The following is a 23,236-nucleotide window of genomic DNA, read 5'->3' on the forward strand; positions in this document are numbered from 1 at the left end:
CGACCGTGGCTGGGTAGCTCAGCTGGTTAGAGCGGTGGATTCATAACCCACAGGTCGGCGGTTCGAGCCCGCCCCCAGCTACCACGGCTCCAGACCGAGCGTTCTTGGAACGCTCGGTCAGGAGGTCTCGCAGCGTCCCTTCGACGGTGATGTCAAGTTCAGCCCCCCGCTCGTCTGAGACCGGATTGATGAGCACGCGGTCGATCAATCCACGAACCGCGTCTTTTGTGCGACGGGCGGCTTCCGTGTTCCCCCGCGCCGTTTCCGGGAGGTTTGCCTCGAGATCCGCCACCATCCGCGCGTAGTGATCGGCAGCAGCGGGGTGGATCGCCACCGGCTGAGGGGCTTGACTGGTCTCAGCGAGGCGTTGCGCCAGATTAGCCTGCTCCTGTTTCGAGTTCTTTGAGGCGGTTCTTGATCGTTTCACTGCCTCCGGAAGATCATCGACGCGATAACGGGGGAGGACGTCGGATTCCGTTGCCTTCAGCAGCATATTAATTCGACCGCCTCCGAGGGGCGCTTGATGCTGAACATCCTGGCCTCCCTGGCTGCAAGCCGCTGAGGCCTTCCGAGTTCTCCGGGGGAAACAAACGGTCTCGAAGGTGCTCCGCGATCTAAAATTTATCGTTGTGAAAGAAGCTGACGCATCGGGGCTCGCAACCGGCCGCGGAGCCGGGACGAGTTGATCCTCGCTCTAGACGCCTACATGCGCACAGTAATGGTAGCATTCTGCGGTGACGCTTTAGGCCATCGCGTCTAGCCTTCCTGCTTCTTCTGACTCAGCCCGCGCTTTCATGATCGCCATTTGCGTTGTCTATCTCGTCGATGAGGCCATGGATGGCCTATTTTTCCGCCATCTTGCCCAGCTTGAGCGCTGCTCTGGTGGCGTGCCATTCACCGTCTATGCCGCCGCCCCGCGATTGGCTTCTAAGTATCGCGATCATCTTCGCAGTAGGTCGTATGTTCGGCTCTGCGACGTCGAGCCAACGGGGCTCCGCGGCTCCGCGGAGCATGCTTATTACCTTGATCAGCTCGTCAATCGCGCAGTGCAAGCCGGTTCGGAATACATTGCGACCCTAGACGTCGACAGTTTCCCAGTGGCCACTTCTTGGCTCGAGAGTTGCGTTGCAGAGCTACAGCAAGGTGTGAGTATGGTCGCGGTTCTGCGTCGCGAGAACGGCGATACGTCGGCGCCTCACCCGAGCTTTATGTTTTTCGCGCGCGAATTGTGGGAGCTTGAGGATTTGACGTTCGCGCCGCTCCCGCTCACCTCTCGAACGAGGGCATATTATAAGGCCACCGGGCAACACCGGTTCGATACGGGGGCTGCCTTCGGGCTGCTTGCGTATGAGCGGCACTTGCGATGGAAGGCGCTGCTTCGCACGAACATCTGGAATCCGCATCACATCATGGCTGGCATCTACGGGGATCGGGTCTTCCACTACGGTGCGGGAAGCCGCCCGAAGCTATTTTGGGCGGACTTGGCGCGCGCGCGACGCGAACGACCGAAGGCACCTAAGGCGGAGTTGATGGAGAAGGTTGTGCGCGACAATGAACCCATAGCGGCTGAGATTCTTGCCAATCTTGAAGCCGATTTTGACGGCTACATCGCTCGACTTCGGGGGAGGGCCTTGCCGGCCCCGATCTCTTCCATCGGCTGAGCGAAAACAGGGGGCGTTCGTCTTCTTCGACTACCACAAGCGCAGGCGCGGAGCAGAGTGTCGCTCATCCCGCTAACGTTATCGGGGGGGAGTCGTGCCGTGGCCAAGTGCAACGGTGCGTCGTTAACGCCGCATAGCACCCCGCGGATCGCCGATCATCTCGCGCCCCAGGCGGTGCGCGCCTGGCGGGGACTATCAAGCCGGAACATTTGTGATCTGGTCGGCGGCCGCTCCGCCGACAGAATCGCGGCGCTTGTCCTAAGCTTCGCTGCCGCTCACCCGGGAGGAGATGGGCCTCGCCGATGACAGAGATCCTGCGTCTGACCCAGGCCGAGATCCGGGCGCTTGACGCCGAGATGGAGGCCAAGGCTGCGGCCGGGAGCGTGCATCTGCGCGCCGGGAGCCTATCACCGGGCTCCCAGTCTGCGGCCGGGCTGGGCGGTTATCTGTTCATCGCCCTGGGCTCCAACCGCTGGGAAACGCGCTACCAGGGCGAGGTCGATATTTCGCCGGGGTGGTTCGCGGCCTGGGCGGCGCTGCTCGAACAACGCCAGGAGAAGGCCCGGCAGCTTGGCGTGGAGCTCTGGAATGTCGTGGTCCCCGAGAAGCAGGTGATCCTTCCGGAGCTGCGCTGGCGCTAGCCGCCATCCGGGGCGAAGCGGCCGTTTCTGCAACTGCTCGCCCGCCTGAAGCCGGAGCACCGGGTGCACTACTGCGCGGCCGACCTGGCGAGAGCCAAGGCTGAGGGGCCGGTCTTCCATGTCCTGGACTCCCACTGGTGCGCCTCGGTCGTGCTGGCGGCCACGGCCGGGCTGCTTGCGGGGATGCAGGTGGACGTGGACGTGGCGAAACTCCGGTTCGCCTACGCCCGGGAGGTTCGCGTCCATGACCTCACCAAGCATTTCTTCGTGGAGCCCCCAAGCTTTGAAGCGGGGCGCCTGCAGACCAACGGCGACATGCCGCACCGCTATGAGGCGCTGCTTGAGACCGGGCGCTACACCGGCACGCAGCTGAAGATCTGCAATCCGGACGCGCCCGATCCGCGCCGGCTGGCCATCTTCGGCGACAGCTATTCGTATGAGGCCGGCCTGCTCTACAGCCTCTCGGCCGTGTTCGCCGAGGTCTGGTTCCTGTGGAGCAAGTAGGTCGCCTGGCCCTTCGTCGAACGCGAGGGCGTCGATGTGGTGATCTGGGAAAGCGCCGAACGGTTCATGGCCGACCTGCCGAAGGCCTAGAGCGGCGTCGCTGCGGTCGGGCGCATCACGGCCTATTTCGCAGATCGCAGATATTCACACTCGCGTTAGTGAGTGTTGACTTGGGCGCTTGGCGCGTCGCATCGTCCCGCCATCACAGCCGGCGTGAATGACCGGCTGACAGGGAGGGACGGCCAGATGAAGGCGCTTCTATTCGGGACGGCGTGCGCGTTCGGCGCAGCCGGGACCTTGCTTGCCGCCGCGCCGGCGGCGGCTCAGACCGCCGCGGAGCCGCGGGCCGCCACCGATGTGGGCGAGGTGATCGTCACAGCGACCCGGCGGGCCGAACGTCTGCAGGACGTGCCGCTGAGCGTGACGGCCTATTCCCAGGAGACGCTCACCGCCAAGGGCATCGTCGGCTACGAGGGGCTGGCGGTGGAGACGCCGGGCGTGGTGCTGAACCGGCCCAGCGCCAACTTCAACAACTTCACCGCCCGGGGCGTGGCCACCAACGGCTATGGCGCGAACCTGCAGAGCACGGTGGCGGTCTATATCGACGAGCTGCCGATCTCGACGATCGGCAACACCACGGTGCTGGACCCAAACCTGTTCGACGTGGAGCGGGTGGAGTTCCTCCGCGGGCCGCAGGGGACCCTGTTCGGCTCGGGCTCGCTGTCGGGCGCCCTCCGGATCCTGACCCGCAAGCCCGACACCCGGGCCTTCGACGCCGCAGCGCTGGTCGACATCGGCATGACCGGCTCGGACAGCCTGCGCCAGCGCTACAACGCCATGGTCAACGCGCCTCTGGTGCAGGACCGGCTGGCGATCCGGGCCGTGGGCTTCGTGCGTAAGGAAGAGGGCTACGTCGACAACATCGGCCTCGCCCGGAAGGCCAATTCCAACGACCTGGACGCCTATGGCGGGCGGGTGTCGCTGCTGTGGGAGCCCACCGAGCGGCTGTCGATAAAGCTCCTGGCGTCCTATGAGGACAGCGAGCCGCGGGACTCTTCGCTGATCAATCCGAACCTCGGGCACGATACCCGGGCCAGCGACCGGTTCGACCTCTTCCAGGGCCAGCTGGTCAGCTACAACGCCACGGTCGAGTACCGCTTCGACGGGGCGCAGTTCACCAGCTCCTCGACGCTGTCGGGCTTCGACCAGAAGTTCTTCGTGGACCTGGCGGGCACCTTCCTGCCGGCGGGGGCGAGCCCCATGCCCACCAGCATCGCCTTCGGCCTCGACGCCACCGCCTATATGGACACCTTCGTAGAGGAGGTGCGGCTGGCTTCGGATCCCGGTGGCCGCTGGGACTGGGTGATCGGCGGCTTCTACCTCGATCGCCGGCTGGACGTTGACTACAACTATCGCTCGCGGCCGGACTACCTCGCGTTCCGCGGCTTCACCGGCCTGCCGGACGAATATTATCAGCGCCAGTACAACCACACGAACTCGCAGGAGCTCGCGGGCTTCGGCGAAATCACCTACCGCTTCAGCGACAGGCTCTGGGTGACGGGCGGCCTGCGTTACGGCGGCTTCGAAGCGCAGTCGTTCGTGGAGGGCGGCTACAACAGCAACTATCTGGCCGCCGCTCTGACGCCGGGCTTCACCGGGCCGCTGACGGTGACGCCGATCGCGCCCGTGACAGGCCTGAAGGCGAAGGAGACCGGCCCTTCGTACAAGATCAGCGTCTCTTACAAGCCGGTCCCCAGCATCACCACCTACGCCACCGTCTCCACGGGCTTCCGCACGCCGGTGGTCAACGGCTTCGCCGGCCGGACCAGCGTGGTGAATCCCAACGACATCATCATTCCGGCGGGCGCCGATTCCGACGACCTGACCAACTATGAGATCGGGCTGAAGGGGCGCTGGCTGGACGGGCGGCTGACCACCAACCTCGCCGCCTACTGGATCGACTGGAAGAACATCCAGGTGCAGGCCAACCGGGTGTCGGACTCGGTGCAGTTCGCCACCAACATCGGCAAGGCCTTCAGTCGCGGGCTGGAGTTCGAGATCGTCGCCCTCCCGGTCGAGGGCCTGGCCATCGGCGCCACCGGGTCGCTCAACGAGGCCGAGGTTTCCAAGCTCACGCCCACCGAAGCCGCCATCTCGGGCGCAGGCGAGGGCGTGCGGCTGTCCTCGCCCCGGTTCCAGGGGGCGGCCTGGCTCAACTACAGCTTCGACCTGACGTCCAAGGCCCGGGCCAATCTGTCGGCCACCGTCCAGCGGGTGGGCAGGTTCCCTGGCATGTTCCCGTACGTCCCAGGCCAGCCCGGGTTGCTGCAGCCGACCTACGACTACACGGACGCCTACACCAATGTGAACGCGGCCTTCGCCGTGGCGTTCGACCAGTGGACCATCGGGGCCTATGTCGAGAACCTGTTCGACAGCCGGAAGGTGACCTACGTGCACCCCGAGGCCTTCCTCGTCAGCCGCTATGCCGAGCAACGGCCGCGCACCATCGGCGTGCGCGTGGGCTACGACTTCTAGCCATGGCCGCGTCCGACGCCGCCGCGCCGCCAGCCAACGTTCGCCCGCTGAAGGGCGGCGGCTGGGTCCTGACCATCCTGTGCTTTGTCTATGTGCTGAACTTCCTGGATCGGCAGCTCCTGTCGATCCTGGCCAAGCCGATCCAGGACGACCTTGGGGTCACCGACGGCCAGCTCGGCCTGATCAGCGGCCTCTATTTCGCGCTGTTCTACTGCCTGATCTCCATCCCGGTGGGATGGCTGGCTGACCGGACGAACCGGGTGCGGGTGCTGGCCTTCGCCTGCGGCCTGTGGAGCCTGGCCACCATGGCCTGCGGCCTCTCGACTAACTATCCGCAGCTGGTGCTGGCGCGAATGACGGTGGGCGTCGGGGAGGCCGGCGGGGTGCCGCCGTCCTACGCCATCATCACGGATTACTTCCCGCCTGGGCGGCGGGGCACGGCGCTAGGCCTGTTCAACCTGGGACCGCCCATAGGCCAGGCCCTGGGCGTGGCCTTCGGGGCCGCCATCGCCGCGGCCTACAGTTGGCGCATGGCCTTCCTGCTGATCGGCGGGGTTGGCGTGGCCACGGCCCTGGCGGTGCTGTTCGGGGTGAAGGAGCCGGAGCGCGGCGGCCTGGATCGGGCGGCTGGCGTTCCGCCCAAGCCGCAGACCGGGCCGGACGGCTTCTGGCCGACGGTGCGGATGTTCGTCACGACGCCTGCGCTGCTGCTGGCCGCGCTGGCCAGCGCCGCCACCCAGATCATCACCTACGGGGCGGGCAACTTCACCACCCTGTTCCTGATGCGCGAGAAGGGCATGACCCTGGCCGACGTCTCGATCTGGTACGCCATCGTCGTGGCGGTGGGCATGGGCGGCGGAATCTTCGTCTCGGGCCGGGTGATCGACCGCTACACCCGCCGCACCCGAGCGGCCTACGCCCTGGCGCCGGCCCTGACCCTGACCCTGGCCATCGCACCGTACCTGGCCTTCGTCTGGGCGCCGACCTGGCCCCTGGCCCTGGTGTTCCTGCTGTTCCCCACCTTCCTGAACTATTTCTACCTCTCCTCGGTGGTGGCCTTGGTGCAGGAGGAGGTGGCTCCGCACCAGCGGGTGCTGTCGGGGGCCCTGCTGCTCCTGGTGATGAACCTCGTGGGCATGGGCGTGGGACCTACCTTCGTGGGGGCGGTGAGCGATGCGCTGAAGGCGGCCCATCCCGACAATTCGCTGCAGCTGGCCTTCTACGCCCTGACGCCCATTTACGCGGTGGCCATCGGCCTCTTCCTGGCGCTCGCCCGGGTCCTGCGACGCGAGGCGCGCCAATGATCCGGGCGCCGGGAGGCCCTTCGGCGGGCAGAAGCGCCGGGCTTCGCGCCTTTGAAACGCGGGGCCGGGAACTGCCGGGAGGCGCGACTTGACGGGGCGGATGGCGGGCCAGAAAGAACAGGCCGTGGCCGATACCCAGAAACCCCGCCGGCGGTCGAAGAAGGCGGAGCAGCGCGCCGAGTCGATGGAGCAGATCCTCGACGCCGCCGAACATCTCTTCGCCCGGCACGGCCTCTATGGGGTCACCCTGAAGGACGTGGCCCAGCGCGTGGGCGTCCACCATACGCTGCTGAACTACTATTTCGAGGACAAGAAGAAGCTCTTCGACGCGGTGTTCGCCCGGCGCGCCGCCGTGACCAGCGAACTGCGGATGAAGGCGCTGGATGACTACGAGAAAGCGGCCGCGGGCAAGCCCACCGTCGAAGGGGCGCTGCACGCCTTTCTCGACACGGACCTCGACCTCTACATCCAGGGCGGCGAGGGGTGGAAGAATTACGGGGCCCTGGGCGCCCAGGCGGCCAACACCCCCGAAGGGGCCGAGCTCATGGACAAGCACTTCGATCCCGTGGTGCTGCGCCTGGTGAGCATCCTCAAGCAGGCCCTGCCGGAGGCGGCGGAAGAGGACATTTTCTGGGGCTACCACTTCGTCACCGGCGCCCTGATGGTGACGCTGGGCCGCACGGGCCGCATCGACAAGCTGTCGAACGGCCTGTGCAAGTCGGACGACTTCCCCGCCATCAAGCAGCGGATGGCCCGCTTCATGGCCGCGGGGTTCCTGGAGATCTGTCAGGCTCGCAAGGCCGCCCGCGAGGGCGTGACGCCTTAGTCCAGGGCCGCAGAGAGCTTGCGCCAGAGGGTCTCGTCGAAGGCCTTGTCCGGGGCGGAGGCGCCCAGGCGCACCACCACCAGCCGGCGCGAGGGCGAGACGTAGAGCTTGCGATCCAGGGCGCCGAGGGCGACCACCAGGTCGGCGGGGGCGGACGGGATCAGCCGCCCCTCGGCCCGCCGGCCGTCAGCCCGCACCGTGTAGGGCGAGCTGTTCAGCCACCATAGCCGGCCATAGGCGGGATTGGCGGGGGTCGGCGTGAAGAGGGCGTCGAGCTGGGCCTCGGAGACGATCCGCCGCCCGTCGGCGCCCCTGCCGCGGTCGAGGATGACCTGGCCGAAGCGGGCGACGTCCCGGGGCGTGGTCACCAGGCCCGTCGGATTGCCGACGTCGCCGAGGGCGGCGGGCCGCTTGCGCCAGGCCGTCTCGGTCATTCCGGCAGGTTCGGTCAGCCACTCGCGGGTGATCTCGTCCAGCGGGCGGCGGGCGGCGGCCTCCAGCACCTGCTTGGTCACCGCGTAGACAGGGGTGTTGTAGAGGAAAACCCGGCCGGGCGGCGCGGCGTAGCCGAAGCTGGTGTCGAGGCCCGAGGTCATGGTCAGGAGGTCGATCACGCGGATGGCGGCCTCCTGTTCGGGAGCGGCCTTGGACCAGCCGGGGCCGATGTAGCGGGAAACCGGCTGCTCGAGGTCGAGCAGCCCCTTGTCCACCGCGATCGCGGCCAGCACCGCCACGAAGCTCTTCTGCTGGGAGGCGACGTCCTCCAGAAGCGCGCCCGAGGCGGCGGTCCCGTGGACGAAGCCGAGCCGGAAGGCCGGGACGGCCGGGGCCGGCCAGTTGGCTTCGGCCAGGACCTGGCCGTCGCGCATCACCAGGAAGCCCGTGGTGTTCTGGCTGCGGACGTATTCCAGCACCTCCTGCAGCGCGTCCGCGCGGGGCGCGGTCGCCGCCGTGGGGCCGGGCTGGGCCTGGGCGGCGGGGGCTGCGAGAGCCAGGGCTGACAGGACGGCCAGCGGCCTCAGAATTTCGCCCAGGCTGGTCATGCGCTGCCTCCGCGTTCGCCGCACGGCGGCGGCCAACTTCGCCATGGGAGATAGCGGCAGGTCCGGCGAGCCGCGACCTCGAAAAAGTCGCCGCACGCTCAGGTGTGCTCACAGCGCGGCGGCGTGGCGCAGGCGCGAAAACGCCCCCGGGCAGGGGGACCCGGGGGCGTTCCAGCTTCAGCTTGGACGGCCGCTCGTTAGCGGATCAGGCCCGCGCCGAAGAGCTTGGCGACCGAGCCGAGCGCGGCGCCCGACTGATCACGTTCCTTGATCGAGCCGCCGAAGGTGTAGCGGCCGCCGATGCGGAAGGTGTCGCTGTCGAACTTCAGGTCGTTCGAGTCGAAGTGGTCGTAGCCGACCACCACCGAGAACGGCGAGCCCGAGAACTGGTACTCGGCCTCGGCGCCCAGGGTCCAACCGTCGACGTCGCCGAAGTCGGTGTCGGCGTTCACGTAGCCGGCCGAGGCCTGGAGCTTGAAGTTGTCGCTCACATAGTGGCGCAGCTCGCCGCGGACGGCCCACAGGTCAGCGTCGCCGAGGTCGTCCGAATTGCCGTAGCCGGCCTGGCCGTACAGGCTGGTGTTCGGAGCCAGGTTGAACTGGCCGTCGACGCCCACGCCCCAGATGGTGACGTCGTCGCTGGTCTCGACGCCAGCGAAGCCGCCGACCAGGCCGTTGGCGACCTTGGTGTTCAGGTGGCCGGTCACGCCGAAGGCGGTGTCGCCTTCGTAGTCGGTGACCGCGCCGTTGATCGAAGCACCCAGCGAACCGGCGTCGAAGCGGACGGCGCCTTCAGCCTGGAACACGTCGGCGTCGGCGTCGCCGAGGACGGTGTCAGCTTCGACACGCGAGTAGTTGGCGCCCACGTGACCGATGGTTTGGGCGTTGGCGGCCACGGCCGACCCGAGGAAGGCCACGACGGCGGCCGCGGCGAACAGGTTCTTTTTCATTGTCAGTCCTACTCAAAGTCCCGAGCGATCGGGGGAGGAGGCCTGCAGCTAGGTACCGCTCACAGAACGCTCAAGGCGCGGCGGCATTCGGAACAAATCTTTGCCAGGGCAGTGTCGCCTTTTGGCAACAATCGACCCTCGATCTAATTAATTGTCGGTAAGGAAACCCCGATTTCGGCGCATTACAGAAATATCACGTTCTGCGAAATCGCGGTCAGGCCGCCGCCTCGCCCCATTCGTTCCACCCCAGCGGACGGGGCGTGCCCGGCAGGTACATGGTGTCGGCGCGGATGATGCGGAAGCCCGCCTGGGCGATGGCGGCGGTGACCGGCCTGACGAGGTGACAGCCCCCGGCGAGGCGGGACCACAGGGGGTCGAGGCGACGCTGCCAGGCCTGGACCCCAGGGTCCGGAGCGAGGCCGTGCTCGCAGAACAGCAGCCGCCCGCCGGGTTTCAGCACCCTGCGGGCTTCGGCCAGGGCCTGGGCCGGCGCCTGCACCGAGCAGAGGGTGAAGGTGCAGACCACGCAGTCGAAGCTGGCGGCCTCGAAGGGCAGGGCCTCCGCCGTCCCTTCCTCAACCCGCAGCGGCAGCCCCTCGGGTCTGGGGGCGGCCTCGGCCATGGCGCGCAGGGCCGGGGCGGGGTCGACCCCGGTGACGCTCTCCACCCGGGCCGGGTCATAGAAGGCGAGGTTCAGGCCCATGCCGACGCCGAGCTCCAGGACCCGACCCTCGGCCTTGGGGACCACCTTGGCCCGCTGCTTCATCACCGGCGGCGCCTGGCAGGCGCACTTCAGCAGGCGGGGCAGGACGTGGCGGTCGTAGAACCGGCCCATGGACTGGCGCTCCGTAACGATGACGGAGCAGCGTTACGCGAGGGGCGCGGCCTGTAAAGCCAAGCTATCGCGGCGGGTGGACCCGGGGCGCGGGACCCAGGGCGACCGGGCCGAGGGTGGTCTGGCCGGCCTGGAAATAAAGACTCGCCCGGGCCTGGTCGCCGGTCCCTGCGCGCGCAGCGACCACAGCGGCGGCGGCCTCGGCCTGCTCCTTGGGAATGGCGCCGGTCTCGGCCAGCGCCAGAAGGGCCCGCGGGGCCTGGCGCAGGGTGACCTCCATGGAGCCCGACAGCCGCCCGTCCGAGCTGACCCCGAAGCTGCCCGTGCTGGACCCTAGGGAGGCCTCGCCGGCGGTGAGCCCCGCCTGGCGCAGAGTCATGCGCCCGCCCGCGGCGGTCCAGTGGCGGACTGCGTCGGTCCAGTCCCCGCCCTTGAAGGTCGCGATCTTGGAGAGGGTGGCGTTCCACACCATCGACACCTGCTGGTCCCCGGCAAGGCGTCCGAGCAGGGTTCCGGATCGCGCCTTGCCCTCATCGACCTTGAAGGCGACCAGGGCCTCATCCAACTCCCGGTTGCCGCGCAGGTGGAACTCCACGCGCTTGGCCTTTTCCAGGCCGAACGGCTGGGCGCCGGCGGCGGGCTGGAAGGTCAGCTCCACGCCCTCGAAGGACAAACGCGGCGGGATCTCGGCGGGATGGGTGAGGCTGGCGCGGACCACCTTGCCCTGGACTGCTACCGGCCCGCCTTCGGGCCGGACGAAGGCGGCGCCCTGGGGGGCTGCGATGATCCAGCTGGTGGGCGAGGAGATGCGGGCGTCGGCCTCGATGCGCGGCGCCTCCAGGGCCCAGCCTGAAGGCTCGCGGATCCGCGGCTCCTCAAGAGTAACCGACAGGCGGAAGGGATAGCCGCCGAGGCTGCGGGATTTCCACGCCACGTCGTAGCCTGCCCCGCGCAGGGTCTCGACGGCGGCGTCCATGCGCGCCTGCGCCTGGCCCCGCAGCCAGAACCACCCGCCCGTCCAGGCGATGGCGAGAAGCGCGGCAAGCACCCAGGGAATCACCAGTCCCAGGCGACGGCGTTTGCGGGGCGTGGGCAGATCGGGCAGAGACATGCGGAAAGGGCGCTTTTGGCTTCAGGTCGGGATGTCGGACGAGCGTTGGGTTTTCGGCTACGGGTCGCTGATGTGGCGGCCGGGCTTCCCTTATCAGGAGCGTCTGGCGGCCACACTACACGGGCGGCGCCGGGCCTTCTGCATCTATTCGGTCCACCATCGCGGGACCTATGAGCGGCCGGGACTGGTTCTGGGCCTGGCGCCCGGCGGGGCCACCCGCGGGATGGCTTATCGCGTCGCCGAGGCCGACTGGCCCGAGACCTACGCCTATCTCAAGGAACGGGAGCAGCCGACCGAGACCTATATCGAGGCGTCCTCGTCGGTGCGTCTGGCCGACGGCCGGCGGGTGGCGGCCCTGACCTTCCTGTCCGACGTGCGTCATCCGCAATGGGCCGGGGCGCTCAGCCTCGAGCGCCAGGCCGAGCTGATCGCCGGCGCCAGCGGGCTTTCGGGCCGAAATATCGACTATCTGCGCGACCTGGTCGGGCATCTTCGCGAAGAGGGCGTGCGCGACGCCGCCATGGAGCGGCTGCTCGGCATGGTGGAGGCTCGCGAACTGGCCGCCTGACGGGGCTCGACCATCAGCCCTAAAGGGCCATCAGCTCGGCGGACTTGGTCTCGATGGCCTCTTCCAGGCGGCGCATGAACTCGGCCCGCTTGAGGCCTGGCGGGATGGGCTCGAGGTATTCGAAGACAATGACGCCCGGCCGGCGGATGAAGCCGTGGGCGGGCCAGTGGACGCCGGCGTTGGTGGCCACCGGACATACCGGCACGTCCAGCTCGCGGTAGAGGGCGGCGATGCCGGGCTTGTAGTCGGGCGGGGCGCCGGGGGCCTGGCGGGTGCCTTCCGGGAAGATCACCACCTGCTGGCCGCGCTCAAACCGCTCCTTACCCTCGCGGATCACCTGCCGCATGGTCTTGGAGCCTCCCGCACGGTCGACCACGATGGCCCCGGACTTGGCGGCGTACCAGCCGAACCAGGGGATCCACTTCAGCTCCTGCTTCATGACGAAGGCGGCGGCCGGCAGCCAGGTGTACTGCGCGAAGACGTCCAGCATGCACTGATGCTTGGGGGCGATCAGGGCCGGGCCGGCGGGAATGTACTGGCGCCCGCGCACCTCCACCCGAATGCCGCAGATCCGCAGCATGCCGGTGACGCCCCGGCCCCAGATGTGGAACAGGGCGAAGGTCCAGCTGCGCGGTCCCAGGAGAACCGGCGTGGCCAGGATCGCGAGCAGGGCGGTCCAGAGGTAGAAGAGGGCCACGTAGGCGAACGAGCGAATGGCGATCACGGGCTAGCCTTCTGCGGCGCCGCGTCCAGCGGGGTCTTGCGGGGGCCGAGGCCCAGCACCGCCTCGCGGCCGAGGATCGCCAGATACTTGCAATACTCCGTCACCATCAAGCGGGCGGCCCGGGGGCTGCGCCACCAGCGGCGGCTCTTCAGAGCCGGGGTGGGCACGGCGTAGGTCTGCAGCCGTACGCCCGAGCCGTGGAAGACGGCCTGCTGCTCCAGCATGGCCCGGGGCATGTGGTAGTCGGCGGTGACGATGATCAGGCTGGTGTAGCGCATGGCCAGCGCCCAGTCGGCGGTCTCGCGGGCGTTGCCCACCGTGTCGGCGGCGGTGAAGCCGAGGTCCACGCAGCAGTCATAGAGGCGACGCACCGCGCGGGAGACGTTTCGGATGTCCTCGCGGCTGGCCTCGCGGTTGACCCCGGACACCAGCACCCTCTGGCCGTAGCCGTCCTCCAGCAGGCTGATGGCGGCGGAGATGCGCTGGTCCGAGCCGGCGCCGGTGAGGGCGACGATGCCCTGGGCCCGCTCGGGCAACGGCGCCGGCGTCGACTGCTGGACTCGGGCGGCGAAGGCGAACAGCCCCGCGAGCCAGATCAGCGCCAGGACGAGGAAGGCCGCAACGGATTTCATGGCGTCTTATAACGCCCGGATCAGCGCGGCGGCGGTCAGGCGCGCGGCCACGGCGGCTACGGCCGCCGCCAGCAATGGGGCGGGCAGGCAGGCCAGCAGGTCGATCCAGGCGATGGGCAGGGCCGGCGTCAGGCCCTGGCCGCCGCCGGCTAGGCGAAGCATGGCGCCAAGGCCCGCCGCGGCGGCTGCGCCCAAGGCGCCGGCCACGGCGGCGATGCGGGCGAAGCGCAGCTGGAACAGGGTGGCGATGTAGCCGTCCTCGGCGCCGGTGAGGTGCAGCACCTCGACCACGTCCTTGCGGGCGGCGAGCCCGGCCCGGGTGGCGAAGGCGATCACCGCGCCGGCGGCCAGGGCGATCATCAGGAAGACGCCAGCGCCGGTCCAGCGGACCACGCCCGCGGCCCGGCGGATGTCGTTGATCCAGATGGAATGGTCGTCGACCACGGTGTCGAGGCCCTGGGCGTTCAGGGCCTTGGAGAGTTCCTCGGCGGTGGCCGGCTCTTCCGGGTCCAGGGTGACGGCCACGAGGCGCGGCACCGGCAGGTCCTCAAGGTCGCTCATGTCGCCGAGCCAGGGCCGGACCAGGTCGTACGCCTTCTCGCGTTCCAGGGCTCGGGCCTCGGCCACGCCCTTCAGGCCGGCGAGGGTTTCGGCGGCGCGGGCGGCGGCGGCGTCCGGCGTCTCGCCTCCGCGGGCGCGGACGATCACGGTGGCCTCGCCGGTGAGCTGGCTGGCCCAGCCGCCGGCGGCGCGGTCGGCGGCGATGACGCCCATGGCCGTGAGGCAGGCCAGGAAGCACAGCACGGCGACCACGAAGATCAGCGCCGGGTCGCGGGCGTCCTTCTCGGGGAGGAAGGAGGCCGGCCGCCAGCGTTCGAGATCGAAGGGCGCGCCGCTCATTCCGCCTCGCTCCGGTCGGCGCCGGCCGCGACGGGGCCCTGGGGCGGCAGGGCGGTGATGCGGCCGCCCTCCAGATGCAGCACCGGCTTGTTGGACCGGGCCACCAGGTCCTGGTCGTGCGTGGCGATGACCACGGTGGTCCCGAGCCGGTTCAGCTCAACGAACAGGCGCAGGATGCGCAGGGCCATCTCCTGGTCGACATTGCCGGTGGGCTCGTCGGCCAGCAGAATCTCGGGGCGGTTGACCACGGCCCGGGCGATGGCCAGGCGCTGCTTCTCGCCGCCGGCCAGGGTGGGCGGCAGGGCCAGCATCCGGCGGCCGAGCCCGACCCAGGCCAGCAGTTCGGCCACGTCGTTGCGGTATTCGGCCGGCTTATAACCGGCGATGCGCAGGGGCAGGGCGGCGTTGTCGAAGGCCGAGAGGTGGTCCAGCAGGATGAGGTCCTGGAACACCACGCCGATGCGCCGGCGCAGGCGCGGCAGCTGGCTGGACGTGAGGCTCTGGGTGTCCTCTCCGAACAGGCGCACGACGCCCGAAGACGGCCGGGCCGCCAGGTAGATCAGCTTGAGCAGCGAGCTCTTGCCGGCCCCGGAGGCTCCGGTGACGAAGTGGAACGATCCGCGGCGCAGGACGAAGTTTAGATCGGACAGCACCTCGGGGCCGCGGCCATAGCGCATGGCCACGCCATCGAAGCGTACGATTTCGTCGGCGGCCTCGCGGGCCGCCCCGGCGTTCGGCTTTCTGGACATGGAGACCGAAATCGGCGACCTCGGAGTGAGGGTGCTGGAGCGTCCGATTCGGCGGCATGATACTGACCTGTCCAGACTGCGCCACCAGCTATTTCGTGGACGATGCGCGCATCCCGCCGGAAGGCCGGACGGTGAAGTGCTCGTCCTGCGGCGCGAAGTGGCGAGCCATGCCGGAGCCCGTCTCGCCGCCCGAGCCTGAACCGTTCGCAGAGGTTTCGGAAGCCGAGCCCCCCGAAACCGAGCCCGAGGCGCGGCCGGCGCCGATCCCGCCTGACGACATCATCGCCGAGCCCGCGCCCGCCTCAGCCCTGCCGGCCGAAGAGGCGGCCCCGCTGGTCGCCCCGCTAAGCCGCAGTCGGACGACTGCCAGGTCCAAGAAGAAGCCCCGCCGCGGGGCCGTGGTGGGCTGGGCCGCCGCCGCGGCGGTCGTCGCCGCCCTGGCCGGGGCGGTGGTGTTCCGCGAGCAGGTGGCGCGTCTCGTCCCTGCGTCCGCCCGGCTGTTCGCCGCCGTGGGCCTGCCGGTCGACCCGCTAGGCCTGACCATCGACGAGGTGCGCTCGGTGGCCTCGCTCCAGGGCGGGCGTCCTGTCCTGTCGATCACCGGCGCCATCCGCAACACGCGCAATCAGACGGTCACCGTGCCATCCTTGCGGGTCAGCCTGCTGGACCGCGCCGGCAAGCCGGTGTCGGTGAAGATCGCCCGGCCGCTGAACCCCGAGGCTCCCCCCGGGGCCAAACGCTACTTCGCCATCGTCATTCCGGATCCGCCGGCCGGCTCGGCCAGCCTGGATATTGTTTTCGAAGCGCCGGCTGCACCCGCCACGGGCGAGGCCCTGGAAGCCCGCCTGGGGGCGGATCCGCCGAGTCCTGCGCCTGAGCCGGAGGCGCCGGCGGCCGGAGGCGACCATGGCTGAGGCCGCCCCCGTCGTCCTGCTCTCGGAAGCCGAGATCGCTGAGCGGGTGGAGGCCCTGGCGCGGCGGATCGCGCCCCGGATCGACGACGACACGGTGGCGGTCTGCCTACTCACCGGCGGCCTGTGGTTCTGTTCCGATCTGATGCGGGCGCTGGCCCGCCAGGGGCGGCATGTACGCTTCGACGCCCTGTGGCTGGCGTCCTACAAGGACGAGCGCCAGTCTAGCGGCCGGTGTGAGGTGCGCGCCGACCTTCAGCGGCCTATCGCCGGCCGCAAGGCGCTGGTGGTGGACGATGTGTTCGACACCGGCCTGTCGCTGTCGGAAGCGGCCCGTCTCGTGCGCGATTCCGGCGCCAGCGAGGTGCTGACCGCGGTGTTCGCGGCCAAACCCTGGCCCTCGCCGCGGCCGATTCAGCCGGACTTCGTGGCCTGGGAGGCGCCGGCCCGCTTCCTCATAGGCTATGGCATGGACTCGGCCGGCAAGATGCGCGGCTTGCCCTACATCGGGGCCCTGGACTAGCCGCAGCCCCGAAGGCGCGCTGTCAGGCGAGCCACGGCGCCGAGGCTTCCCGGGCCAGCATGTCCTCATAGGTGGGCCGCGGGCGGACGACGGCGAACTGATCGCCCTTTACCAGCACCTCGGGAACCAGCAGGCGCGAGTTGTACTCGCTGGACATGGCCGCTCCGTAGGCGCCGGCGGTCATGAAGGCCACGAGGTCGCCCGAGACCAGGGGCGGCAGGGCGCGGTCCCGGGTGAAGGTGTCCCCGGTCTCGCAGATCGGGCCGACCACGTCGTAGGCGACCGGCTCGCCCTCGCGAGGCTTCACCGCCCGGATGTCGTGATAGGCGTCGTACATGGCCGGGCGCAGCAGGTCGTTCATGGCCGCGTCCAGCACCAGGAACCGACGCCCCTCGGGGCGCTGGTGGACGTGGATCACCTGGGCCAGCAGAACGCCGGCGTTGGCGGCGATCATCCGTCCCGGCTCGAAGGCCAACTGCACATCCAGGCCGGCGGTGGCCCGGGCGATCATGGCGGCGTAGTCGGCCGGGGATGGCGGTTCGGGCTGGTTGAAATAGGGCACGCCCAGGCCGCCGCCGAGATCGAGGCGCTCGACCCGAAGCCCCTCGGCCTGCAGCCGCTGGACGAGGCCGCGCATCTTGCCGAACGCCTCCTCCATGGGGGCGAGGTCGGTGATCTGGCTGCCGATGTGGCAGGCCACGCCCAGGGGGCGAACGCCGGCCATGTTCGAGGCCTTGGCGTAGAGCCGCTCGGCCTCGGAGAAGCTGACGCCGAATTTGTTGTCGGACTTTCCGGTGGAGATCTTGGCGTGGCCGCCGGCCCCCACGTCGGGATTAACACGGATGGCGACGCCCGCCCGCTTGCCCAGCCGCCGACCGACCCGGTCGATGAGCTCCAGTTCGGGCTCGGACTCGACATTGATCTCGGCGACCCCGGCCTCCAGGGCGAAGGTCACCTCGGCCTCGGTCTTGCCGACGCCCGAGAAGACGATGCGCTCGGGCGGCACGCCCGCGGCCAGGGCCCGGCGGATCTCGCCTTCGGACACCACGTCGGCCCCGGCCCCCAGGCGCGCCAGGGTGCGGATCACCGAGACATTGGGATTGGCCTTGAGGGCGAAGGCGATCAGCGGCTCGCGCAGCCCTGCGCTCGTCAGCGCGTCGCGAAGGACGGTGAAGTGACGCTCAAGCGTGGCGGAGGAATAGACATAGACGGGCGTGCCGACGGCCGCGGCGATGGTCGCCAGCGGCACGTCCTCGCAAAAGAGCTCGCCGTCGCGGAGCTCGAAATGATTCATCGGCGGGGTTGGGCGTAAGGGTCGGGCAGGGCGCCTTGCGGGGCGGTGCGGGTCGGGTTCGGCGCGGTGCCCTCGATGGGCAGGGTGCGCGGCGGGGCCGGATCGGTGCTTCGGTCGCGCGGATCGACGGTGTCGACCGGGCGGCTGGGATCCTGCCGGCGCTGGGCGTTGTCGGCTTCCCGGGTGGTGTTGCGGCCGGCGCCGAACAGCGGGCCTGGGCGTTCGAGCTCGCCGACCTTGCCGCAGGCCGAGAGCCCGGCGGCGCCGGCCATCAGGAGCGCGAGGACGGCGATGTGGGTCTTGCGGCTCATGCCAGGGTTTCCTTCCAGCGCTGGATCTGGGCCCGCACCTGCTCGGGCGAGGTTCCACCGTAGCTCTTGCGGCTGGCGACGGAAGCCTCCGCAGTGAGGACATCATACACCCCGGCGGTGATGCCGGCGTTGAGCTTCTGCAGCTCTTCCAGCGGCAGACCCGACAGGTCGACGCCCAGCTCCTCGGCCCGCTTCACGGCGGCGCCGGTGACGTGGTGCGCGTCGCGGAACGGCAGGCCCAGCTCCCGCACCAGCCAGTCGGCGAGGTCGGTGGCGGTGGAGAAGCCAGAGCCCGCGGCCTTGGCCATGTTGGCCACGTTGGGCTCGAGGTCGGCCACCATGCCGGTCATGGCCAGCAGCGACAGCTCCAGGGCGTCGAAGGCCTCGAAGGTAGGAACCTTGTCCTCCTGCATATCCTTCGAATAGGTCAGCGGCAGCCCCTTCATGACCACCGCCAGCTGCTGGAAGCTGGCCAGCAGGCGACCGGCCTTGGCTCGGATCAGCTCGGCGGCGTCGGGGTTCTTCTTCTGCGGCATGATCGAAGAGCCGGTCGTGAAGGCGTCGGAGAGCTTCACGAAGCCGAACGGCGGCGTCATCCAGATGACGATCTCCTCGGCCAGTCGCGACAGGTGGATGGCGCAGATGGAGCCGGCCGCCAGGGCCTCCAGCGCGAAGTCGCGGTCGGAGGTGCTGTCCAGGGAATTGGCGGTAGGGCGGTCGAAGCCCAGGGCCTTGGCCGTCATGTGACGGTCGATGGGGAACGGCGAGCCGGCAAGGGCCGCGGCGCCCAGTGGGCATTCGTTCATCCGCGCCCGGGCGTCGGCGAAGCGCGAGGCGTCGCGGCCGAACATCTCCACATAGGCCATCAGGTGGTGGCCGAAGGTGACGGGCTGCGCCGGCTGCAGGTGGGTGAAGCCGGGCATGATATCGGCGGCGTGGGCCTCGGCCTTGGCGAGCAGCGCGCGCTGCAGGGCCTTCAGCTGGCCGATGGTCCGGTCGCAGGCCTCCCGCACCCACATGCGGAAGTCGACGGCCACCTGGTCGTTGCGCGACCGGGCGGTGTGCAGCCGGCCGGCGGCAGGCCCGATCAGCTCGCGCAGACGGGCCTCCACGTTCATGTGGATGTCTTCGTATTCGTCGCGGAACGGGAAGGTTCCGGCCTCGATCTCCGCCTGGATGGTCGCCAGGCCCTGCTGGATCGCGGCCTCGTCCTCGGCCGAGATCACGCCCGTGGCCCGCAGCATGGCGGCATGGGCGCGGGAGCCGGCGAGGTCCTGGGCGGCCAGCCGCTTGTCGAATCCGACGGAGACGTTGATCGCCTGCATCAGGTCGGCGGGCTTGCCCGAGAACCGCCCGCCCCACATAGCTTGTCCAACGGGAGCCGGGCCCGCCGGAGCGGTCCGGCCGGGCGCATGAGAGGAGTCGTCGGTCATATGAGCGAAGGTCCAGCGGCCAGCAGAAAACCCAGGGGAATCCTGACTTGGGCCCTCTGGGGCGCAGCCCTCCTGGGCGTCGCCGCGGTTCTCTACATCATCGCCCAGGCTTCCACCAAGCCGCAGCCGCCGGTGGTCGCCACCGGGCCCAAGGCCGAGTCGCCCACGGCCGAAAAGACGCTGATGAGCAAGTGGAACACCGAGGCCGCCGGGACCCCTGCCACCGACTATGTCTTCTATGACGAGGCTGGCCGACCGACCCGGGTCGGCGACCTGAAGGGCCAGGTCGTGGTGCTGAACATCTGGGCGACCTGGTGCGCGCCCTGCAAGGTGGAGATGCCGACCCTCGCCAAGCTGCAGGCGGCCTACAAGGGCAAGCCCGTGGCGGTGGTGCCGGTGAGCATCGATTCCGAAAGCGCTGGGGCGGAGGCGAAGCTGTTCATCGCCCGGAACGACCCGCTGAAGTTCTACCACGACCGCGAGATGAAGCTGCCGTTCAGGCTGCAGCCGCCGGCGCAGGGCGCGCCGACGACCATCATCTACGGCAAGGACGGGCGGGAGATCGGTCGGGTGGCCGGCGAAGCCGACTGGGCCGGCGCCGAGGCCCGCGCCTTGATCGACAAGGCGCTGGCCGCCGACTGACGGGGGCCGCTCAGCCCGCCGTCGCGGGCTCGGCCTGGGCCTTGGCCGCGGTCGCCGTTTCAGCCGCGGCGCCGGTCAGGGCGCGCAGGAAGGTCACCAGGGCGCTGCGCGCCTCCGGCGCCAGCCGCTCATAGGCCGACAGCAGCTCGAGGGCCCCCGGCGTGCGCAGGCGGGTGAGCATGTCGAGGTCCTGGGCGGTTTCCTCGCTCGGGCCGTCGAACACGTCCATCAGGTCGGTGACCCGACAGCGAAGCGCCCGGGCGATCTGCACCAGACGCGAGAAGGAAATGCGGTTGGCGCCGTTCTCGTACTTCTGAATTTGCTGGAAGCTCACGCCGCATTGCTCGGCGAGCGCTTCCTGCGACATGCCGATGGTCCGGCGGCGAATCCGGATCGCAGCGCCCAGGGCGATATCCATCGGATCCGGCGCCTTCACAGACGTCTCGGACATGTTCGTCTCCTTCGGCTCTAGAGACCTGCACGTCATCCGCGAGAACTGCGTTATCTCAACGTGAGGTCACTTAAGACCGTTGTTCCACACCTGAAAAGCCCCAGCGACTAAGCAAAACTACCAGGGGTGGCGGAGGACACGTTCCGGACGCGGTGGCGGTTAAGCACTTGGTGACCGAGTCAGCGCCCACTCGCACGGGTCGGGGCAGCAGTATCTAGGACCCATGCGAGTCATTCGTTCTCATCCTCCTTTCGACCACGGCGCCGCGCTGCGCGTGCCGCCGCCGCACGATCAGAAGGGCTGGGCTGTGCTGTGGAGCTGGCTGGGCGACGAGGCTCAGTCGGTGGCCGAGGCTGCGGCTGTGCAGGTGCGCACGCCCGACGGGCCGATCGTGGCCCACTGCGGCGACTGGATCGTGCTGTCCCATTCCGGCCGCTTCCATGTCGCCCACACGGCCCGGGCCTGCGACGCCTGAGGCGGGGGCTGAGGAGCCCCCGATACGGGCCGGAGCGTCGGCCCTAGTCCCGGGCGAAGACCGCGGCCTCGCCGGTCTGGCCGGCCGCAGCCATATGGGTGGGAACGTCGGCGACCATTTCGGCGGTCATGGTGGTCCGCTCCAGGCCCCGCCACGGCAGCGAAAAATCGGCATAGGCCGTGCCGTCGGCGGCGCGACCGTCGAACGAATGGATGCTGATGCGCTGACCATCGACGATCAGCGCCACCTGCTGGCCAGGCGCCGGCTCGAAGCCGCGGGCCCAGATGCGGATGCGAAGATTGTCGTTCGGTCGCCACGAGCCGACCGCCAGGACCGACAGATCGAGGCGCGGGGTGGTTTGCGGCGCAGCGACGGCCATGGCCGTCGGCGCCGTCTGGGCGACGGCGGCGCCGGCCTGCATCACGAGCAGGGCGGCGAGCGGCATGAGGAAGGAGATACGGCTGACGCGCATGGCGCGCCGCGTCTACGGATCCGCCGCGAAAGCGCACGATAGGGGAACTACCTAAGGCCGGGGGGCGTCGGCCGGCAGCTACCCAAACTGTGGAAGTGGGCCGCCCCTGGCGGGTAGATGAGGACATCTCGCGAGCCGGCGTCTAAAGCCACATGAGCCCAAGTCCGGAGCGAACATCCGTGCTGCCGCGAGCCCAGGTTGACGAGGTGGCGCGCCGGTTCGCAGCGCCGCTGAAGCGCTACTTCGGCGCGCGGGTGCGCCCGGGCGTCGACGTGGACGACCTCGTGCAAGAGGTGTTCCTGCGCCTGGCCCGGCGCGCCGAAGGCGGGGATCTGCAAGCCATCGAGGGCTATGTGTTCGCTGTCGCCAACAGCGTCATGACTGACAGCTACCGGAGCGCCGCCCGGCGCCTGCCCGCGGGGTATGACGCTGAAACCGGGCTGGAGGCGCGAACCGACGCGGAGGAGCGCTCGCCGGAGCGCATCCTGCTCGGCCGCGAGGAACTGGCGGCGGTGGAGCGCGCCCTGCTGGAATTGCCCGAGCGGACCCGCATCGTCTTCGCCCTGAACCGCTACGAGGATTTCACCTATCAGGAGATCGCCGCGAGCCTTTCCCTGTCGGTGAGTGCGGTGGAGAAGCACATGATGCGCGCGCTGGCGCACATCGCTCGCCGACGGAGGACGCTGTGAGGCCGGTGGAAGGAAGCGCCGACCTGCACGACCTGGCCGCCGGCTGGTTTGTGCGCAGCCGGGCGTCCGACTGGTCGGAGGCCGAGGCGGCCAGGCTGCGGGCCTGGCTCGACGAGAATCCACAGCATCAGGCGAGCTTCGATGACGTGGCCGACGCCTGGGCGGCGAGCGCCGAGGCCGCAGCATCCCCGGCGATGCAGAGCCTGCGGGCTCAGGCCCTTTCGACCGCCCGCCGGCGGAAGCGGCGGAGCCTGCCGCCGGCGGCCCTGGCTGCGGCCGTGCTGGTGGTGGTGGTCCTGGCGGGCGTCCTGGCCGCTGCGCGCTTCACAGCGCCGGCGGGCGATGTGCAGGTCTATCGAACCGATGTGGGCGAGCGGGCGACGGTGACCCTCGCCGACGGCTCCCAGGCGATGCTGAACACCGCGAGCGAGCTGGCGGTGGAGTACAGCCGCAAGCGGCGAAGCCTGCGGCTGATTTCGGGCGAGGCCTGGTTCGACGTGGCCAAGAACCCAGGCCGCCCGTTTGTGGTCACGGCGGGGGTCCACACGGTCACCGCCACGGGGACGTCCTTCAACGTCCGGACAGCATCGGACGGCCTGCAGGTGGCGGTCTCGGAGGGGCGCGTCGTGGTGGCCGCCGCCGACCGGACCGAGCTGGCGGCAGTGAGCGCTGGCCAGCGCGCCGACGTGCGGGGGGGCAGCGTGCGCTTGGCCGCGGCCGGACCGGTGGCCGGCGACTGGCGCGGCGGGCGGCTGCAGTTCGACGCGGTCACCCTCGGCGAGGCTGTGGCCGAGATGAACCGCTACCGTCGCACCCCCGTGGTTATTGATGATCCGGGCCTGGCGAGCCTGCGGATCAGCGGCGTGTTCGAGGCGGGCGAAGGCTCGGGCTTCCCCGACGCGCTGCCGCTCACCCATCCGGTGCGCGTCACCCGCTCGGCCCAGGCCATTCATCTGGGCTGGCGGATGCCGAAGAAAATTTCGTCCGGAGGGTGAGGGGCTTTCGCAGACCAGCGTCCTTCAACCAGCCAAACCAAGGTTGGGGGACACTCG

At 69.4% G+C, this 23,236-nt stretch carries 26 protein-coding genes and 1 tRNA gene; 14 read left to right on the forward strand and 13 right to left on the reverse strand.

The features are described from left to right. Nucleotides 1-7 precede the first annotated feature (7 nt). From BO64_RS12545 to BO64_RS12575, 7 genes are all read left to right on the forward strand, one after another. Nucleotides 8-84: transfer RNA gene (locus tag BO64_RS12545), tRNA-Met, on the forward strand. Between the two features lie 710 nt (nt 85-794). Then, a complete protein-coding gene (locus BO64_RS12550; RefSeq protein ID WP_496403645.1) occupies nt 795-1,661 on the forward strand; it encodes a hypothetical protein in 867 nt (288 codons plus the stop codon). A 302-nt stretch (nt 1,662-1,963) separates the two neighbouring features. After that, entirely contained in the window at nt 1,964-2,302 is a 339-nt protein-coding gene (locus BO64_RS12555; protein WP_496403646.1) for a hypothetical protein, read from the forward strand. A gap of 63 nt (nt 2,303-2,365) precedes the next feature. Then, on the forward strand, nt 2,366-2,806 hold the full coding sequence (locus tag BO64_RS12560) for an alginate O-acetyltransferase AlgX-related protein (RefSeq protein WP_496403647.1): 441 nt from the start codon (nt 2,366-2,368) through the stop codon (nt 2,804-2,806). A gap of 246 nt (nt 2,807-3,052) precedes the next feature. Then, nucleotides 3,053-5,341: a TonB-dependent receptor gene (locus tag BO64_RS12565; RefSeq protein ID WP_496403648.1), complete on the forward strand. Its 2,289-nt coding sequence runs from the start codon at nt 3,053-3,055 to the stop codon at nt 5,339-5,341. A gap of 2 nt (nt 5,342-5,343) precedes the next feature. Next, nucleotides 5,344-6,645 (forward strand): spinster family MFS transporter, encoded by a 1,302-nt coding sequence (locus BO64_RS12570; protein WP_496403649.1) that lies wholly within the window; start codon nt 5,344-5,346, stop codon nt 6,643-6,645. A 100-nt stretch (nt 6,646-6,745) separates the two neighbouring features. After that, the gene (locus BO64_RS12575) at nt 6,746-7,471 is read left to right on the forward strand and encodes a TetR/AcrR family transcriptional regulator (RefSeq protein WP_496403650.1); all 726 of its coding nucleotides are present in this window, start codon (nt 6,746-6,748) and stop codon (nt 7,469-7,471) included. Here the strand turns inward: BO64_RS12575 and BO64_RS12580 are convergent. From BO64_RS12580 to BO64_RS12595, 4 genes are all read right to left on the reverse strand, one after another. Next, nucleotides 7,468-8,514 (reverse strand): serine hydrolase domain-containing protein, encoded by a 1,047-nt coding sequence (locus BO64_RS12580; RefSeq protein ID WP_496403651.1) that lies wholly within the window; start codon nt 8,512-8,514, stop codon nt 7,468-7,470. The genes BO64_RS12575 and BO64_RS12580 overlap by 4 nt on opposite strands. 197 nt (nt 8,515-8,711) lie before the next feature. Continuing rightward, entirely contained in the window at nt 8,712-9,464 is a 753-nt protein-coding gene (locus BO64_RS12585; RefSeq protein WP_496403652.1) for an outer membrane protein, read from the reverse strand. Between the two features lie 214 nt (nt 9,465-9,678). Next, nucleotides 9,679-10,299 (reverse strand): class I SAM-dependent methyltransferase, encoded by a 621-nt coding sequence (locus tag BO64_RS12590; RefSeq protein ID WP_496403653.1) that lies wholly within the window; start codon nt 10,297-10,299, stop codon nt 9,679-9,681. Between the two features lie 64 nt (nt 10,300-10,363). After that, nucleotides 10,364-11,410, reverse strand: coding sequence for a DUF2125 domain-containing protein (locus tag BO64_RS12595; protein WP_496403654.1), 1,047 nt, complete (start codon nt 11,408-11,410; stop codon nt 10,364-10,366). A gap of 31 nt (nt 11,411-11,441) precedes the next feature. Here BO64_RS12595 and BO64_RS12600 point away from each other — a divergent pair, with 31 nt between their 5' ends. Beyond that, a complete protein-coding gene (locus tag BO64_RS12600; RefSeq protein ID WP_496403655.1) occupies nt 11,442-11,978 on the forward strand; it encodes a gamma-glutamylcyclotransferase in 537 nt (178 codons plus the stop codon). Between the two features lie 19 nt (nt 11,979-11,997). Here the strand turns inward: BO64_RS12600 and BO64_RS12605 are convergent, their stop codons facing one another. From BO64_RS12605 to ftsE, 4 genes are read right to left on the reverse strand one after another with little or no spacing between them, the layout of a single operon-like run. Then, nucleotides 11,998-12,702 carry a lysophospholipid acyltransferase family protein gene (locus tag BO64_RS12605; protein WP_496403656.1) on the reverse strand — a complete coding sequence of 235 codons (705 nt, stop codon included), beginning with the start codon at nt 12,700-12,702 and terminating at the stop codon, nt 11,998-12,000. Next, nucleotides 12,699-13,334, reverse strand: a complete 636-nt coding sequence (locus BO64_RS12610) for a YdcF family protein (RefSeq protein WP_496403657.1) — start codon at nt 13,332-13,334, stop codon at nt 12,699-12,701. Before BO64_RS12610 ends, BO64_RS12605 begins: the two co-directional genes overlap by 4 nt. Before the next feature lie 6 nt (nt 13,335-13,340). Next, the gene (locus BO64_RS12615; protein WP_496403658.1) at nt 13,341-14,234 is read right to left on the reverse strand and encodes a cell division protein FtsX; all 894 of its coding nucleotides are present in this window, start codon (nt 14,232-14,234) and stop codon (nt 13,341-13,343) included. After that, nucleotides 14,231-14,983: a cell division ATP-binding protein FtsE gene (gene ftsE, locus BO64_RS12620; RefSeq protein ID WP_496403659.1), complete on the reverse strand. Its 753-nt coding sequence runs from the start codon at nt 14,981-14,983 to the stop codon at nt 14,231-14,233. The genes BO64_RS12615 and ftsE overlap by 4 nt, the downstream gene beginning before the upstream one ends. 56 nt (nt 14,984-15,039) lie before the next feature. Between ftsE and BO64_RS12625 the strand changes: the two genes are divergently transcribed. After that, a complete protein-coding gene (locus tag BO64_RS12625; RefSeq protein WP_496403660.1) occupies nt 15,040-15,897 on the forward strand; it encodes an MJ0042-type zinc finger domain-containing protein in 858 nt (285 codons plus the stop codon). Then, on the forward strand, nt 15,890-16,417 hold the full coding sequence (locus tag BO64_RS12630; protein ID WP_496403661.1) for a phosphoribosyltransferase: 528 nt from the start codon (nt 15,890-15,892) through the stop codon (nt 16,415-16,417). Before BO64_RS12625 ends, BO64_RS12630 begins: the two co-directional genes overlap by 8 nt. Before the next feature lie 22 nt (nt 16,418-16,439). Here the strand turns inward: BO64_RS12630 and lysA are convergent, their stop codons facing one another. From lysA to argH, 3 genes are read right to left on the reverse strand one after another with little or no spacing between them, the layout of a single operon-like run. Then, entirely contained in the window at nt 16,440-17,711 is a 1,272-nt protein-coding gene (gene lysA / locus BO64_RS12635) for a diaminopimelate decarboxylase (protein ID WP_496403662.1), read from the reverse strand. Continuing rightward, a complete protein-coding gene (locus tag BO64_RS12640) occupies nt 17,708-18,022 on the reverse strand; it encodes a hypothetical protein (RefSeq protein ID WP_496403663.1) in 315 nt (104 codons plus the stop codon). Before BO64_RS12640 ends, lysA begins: the two co-directional genes overlap by 4 nt. After that, nucleotides 18,019-19,455, reverse strand: a complete 1,437-nt coding sequence (gene argH, locus BO64_RS12645; RefSeq protein WP_496403664.1) for an argininosuccinate lyase — start codon at nt 19,453-19,455, stop codon at nt 18,019-18,021. The genes BO64_RS12640 and argH overlap by 4 nt, the downstream gene beginning before the upstream one ends. On the opposite strand from argH, the gene BO64_RS12650 reads away from it, so the two are divergent. Further along, the gene (locus BO64_RS12650; RefSeq protein WP_496403665.1) at nt 19,456-20,097 is read left to right on the forward strand and encodes a TlpA family protein disulfide reductase; all 642 of its coding nucleotides are present in this window, start codon (nt 19,456-19,458) and stop codon (nt 20,095-20,097) included. A 10-nt stretch (nt 20,098-20,107) separates the two neighbouring features. Here BO64_RS12650 and BO64_RS12655 read toward each other — a convergent pair whose 3' ends face one another. Beyond that, complete coding sequence (locus tag BO64_RS12655) at nt 20,108-20,548, reverse strand: helix-turn-helix domain-containing protein (protein ID WP_496403666.1); 441 nt, start codon at nt 20,546-20,548, stop codon at nt 20,108-20,110. Between the two features lie 223 nt (nt 20,549-20,771). On the opposite strand from BO64_RS12655, the gene BO64_RS12660 reads away from it, so the two are divergent. After that, the gene (locus BO64_RS12660; RefSeq protein ID WP_496403667.1) at nt 20,772-21,023 is read left to right on the forward strand and encodes a hypothetical protein; all 252 of its coding nucleotides are present in this window, start codon (nt 20,772-20,774) and stop codon (nt 21,021-21,023) included. A gap of 43 nt (nt 21,024-21,066) precedes the next feature. Here the strand turns inward: BO64_RS12660 and BO64_RS12665 are convergent, their stop codons facing one another. Continuing rightward, entirely contained in the window at nt 21,067-21,495 is a 429-nt protein-coding gene (locus BO64_RS12665; RefSeq protein WP_496403668.1) for a hypothetical protein, read from the reverse strand. A gap of 179 nt (nt 21,496-21,674) precedes the next feature. Between BO64_RS12665 and BO64_RS12670 the strand changes: the two genes are divergently transcribed. Both BO64_RS12670 and BO64_RS12675 read left to right on the forward strand, forming a co-directional pair. Then, nucleotides 21,675-22,184, forward strand: a complete 510-nt coding sequence (locus tag BO64_RS12670; RefSeq protein WP_496403669.1) for an RNA polymerase sigma factor — start codon at nt 21,675-21,677, stop codon at nt 22,182-22,184. Further along, entirely contained in the window at nt 22,181-23,179 is a 999-nt protein-coding gene (locus BO64_RS12675) for a FecR family protein (protein ID WP_496403670.1), read from the forward strand. Before BO64_RS12670 ends, BO64_RS12675 begins: the two co-directional genes overlap by 4 nt. Nucleotides 23,180-23,236 lie beyond the last annotated feature (57 nt).

This window comes from Phenylobacterium composti DSM 19425, assembly GCF_059568645.1.

Coding starts and splice junctions, on each gene's coding strand:
- BO64_RS12550 (WP_496403645.1), top strand. CDS start 795: ATGATCGCCATTTGCGTTGTCTATCTCGTCGATGAGGCCATGGATGGC.
- BO64_RS12555 (WP_496403646.1), top strand. CDS start 1,964: ATGACAGAGATCCTGCGTCTGACCCAGGCCGAGATCCGGGCGCTTGAC.
- BO64_RS12565 (WP_496403648.1), top strand. CDS start 3,053: ATGAAGGCGCTTCTATTCGGGACGGCGTGCGCGTTCGGCGCAGCCGGG.
- BO64_RS12570 (WP_496403649.1), top strand. CDS start 5,344: ATGGCCGCGTCCGACGCCGCCGCGCCGCCAGCCAACGTTCGCCCGCTG.
- BO64_RS12575 (WP_496403650.1), top strand. CDS start 6,746: ATGGCGGGCCAGAAAGAACAGGCCGTGGCCGATACCCAGAAACCCCGC.
- BO64_RS12580 (WP_496403651.1), bottom strand. CDS start 8,514: ATGACCAGCCTGGGCGAAATTCTGAGGCCGCTGGCCGTCCTGTCAGCC.
- BO64_RS12585 (WP_496403652.1), bottom strand. CDS start 9,464: ATGAAAAAGAACCTGTTCGCCGCGGCCGCCGTCGTGGCCTTCCTCGGG.
- BO64_RS12590 (WP_496403653.1), bottom strand. CDS start 10,299: ATGGGCCGGTTCTACGACCGCCACGTCCTGCCCCGCCTGCTGAAGTGC.
- BO64_RS12595 (WP_496403654.1), bottom strand. CDS start 11,410: ATGTCTCTGCCCGATCTGCCCACGCCCCGCAAACGCCGTCGCCTGGGA.
- BO64_RS12600 (WP_496403655.1), top strand. CDS start 11,442: ATGTCGGACGAGCGTTGGGTTTTCGGCTACGGGTCGCTGATGTGGCGG.
- BO64_RS12610 (WP_496403657.1), bottom strand. CDS start 13,334: ATGAAATCCGTTGCGGCCTTCCTCGTCCTGGCGCTGATCTGGCTCGCG.
- BO64_RS12615 (WP_496403658.1), bottom strand. CDS start 14,234: ATGAGCGGCGCGCCCTTCGATCTCGAACGCTGGCGGCCGGCCTCCTTC.
- ftsE (WP_496403659.1), bottom strand. CDS start 14,983: ATGTCCAGAAAGCCGAACGCCGGGGCGGCCCGCGAGGCCGCCGACGAA.
- BO64_RS12625 (WP_496403660.1), top strand. CDS start 15,040: ATGATACTGACCTGTCCAGACTGCGCCACCAGCTATTTCGTGGACGAT.
- BO64_RS12630 (WP_496403661.1), top strand. CDS start 15,890: ATGGCTGAGGCCGCCCCCGTCGTCCTGCTCTCGGAAGCCGAGATCGCT.
- lysA (WP_496403662.1), bottom strand. CDS start 17,711: ATGAATCATTTCGAGCTCCGCGACGGCGAGCTCTTTTGCGAGGACGTG.
- BO64_RS12640 (WP_496403663.1), bottom strand. CDS start 18,022: ATGAGCCGCAAGACCCACATCGCCGTCCTCGCGCTCCTGATGGCCGGC.
- argH (WP_496403664.1), bottom strand. CDS start 19,455: ATGACCGACGACTCCTCTCATGCGCCCGGCCGGACCGCTCCGGCGGGC.
- BO64_RS12650 (WP_496403665.1), top strand. CDS start 19,456: ATGAGCGAAGGTCCAGCGGCCAGCAGAAAACCCAGGGGAATCCTGACT.
- BO64_RS12655 (WP_496403666.1), bottom strand. CDS start 20,548: ATGTCCGAGACGTCTGTGAAGGCGCCGGATCCGATGGATATCGCCCTG.
- BO64_RS12660 (WP_496403667.1), top strand. CDS start 20,772: ATGCGAGTCATTCGTTCTCATCCTCCTTTCGACCACGGCGCCGCGCTG.
- BO64_RS12665 (WP_496403668.1), bottom strand. CDS start 21,495: ATGCGCGTCAGCCGTATCTCCTTCCTCATGCCGCTCGCCGCCCTGCTC.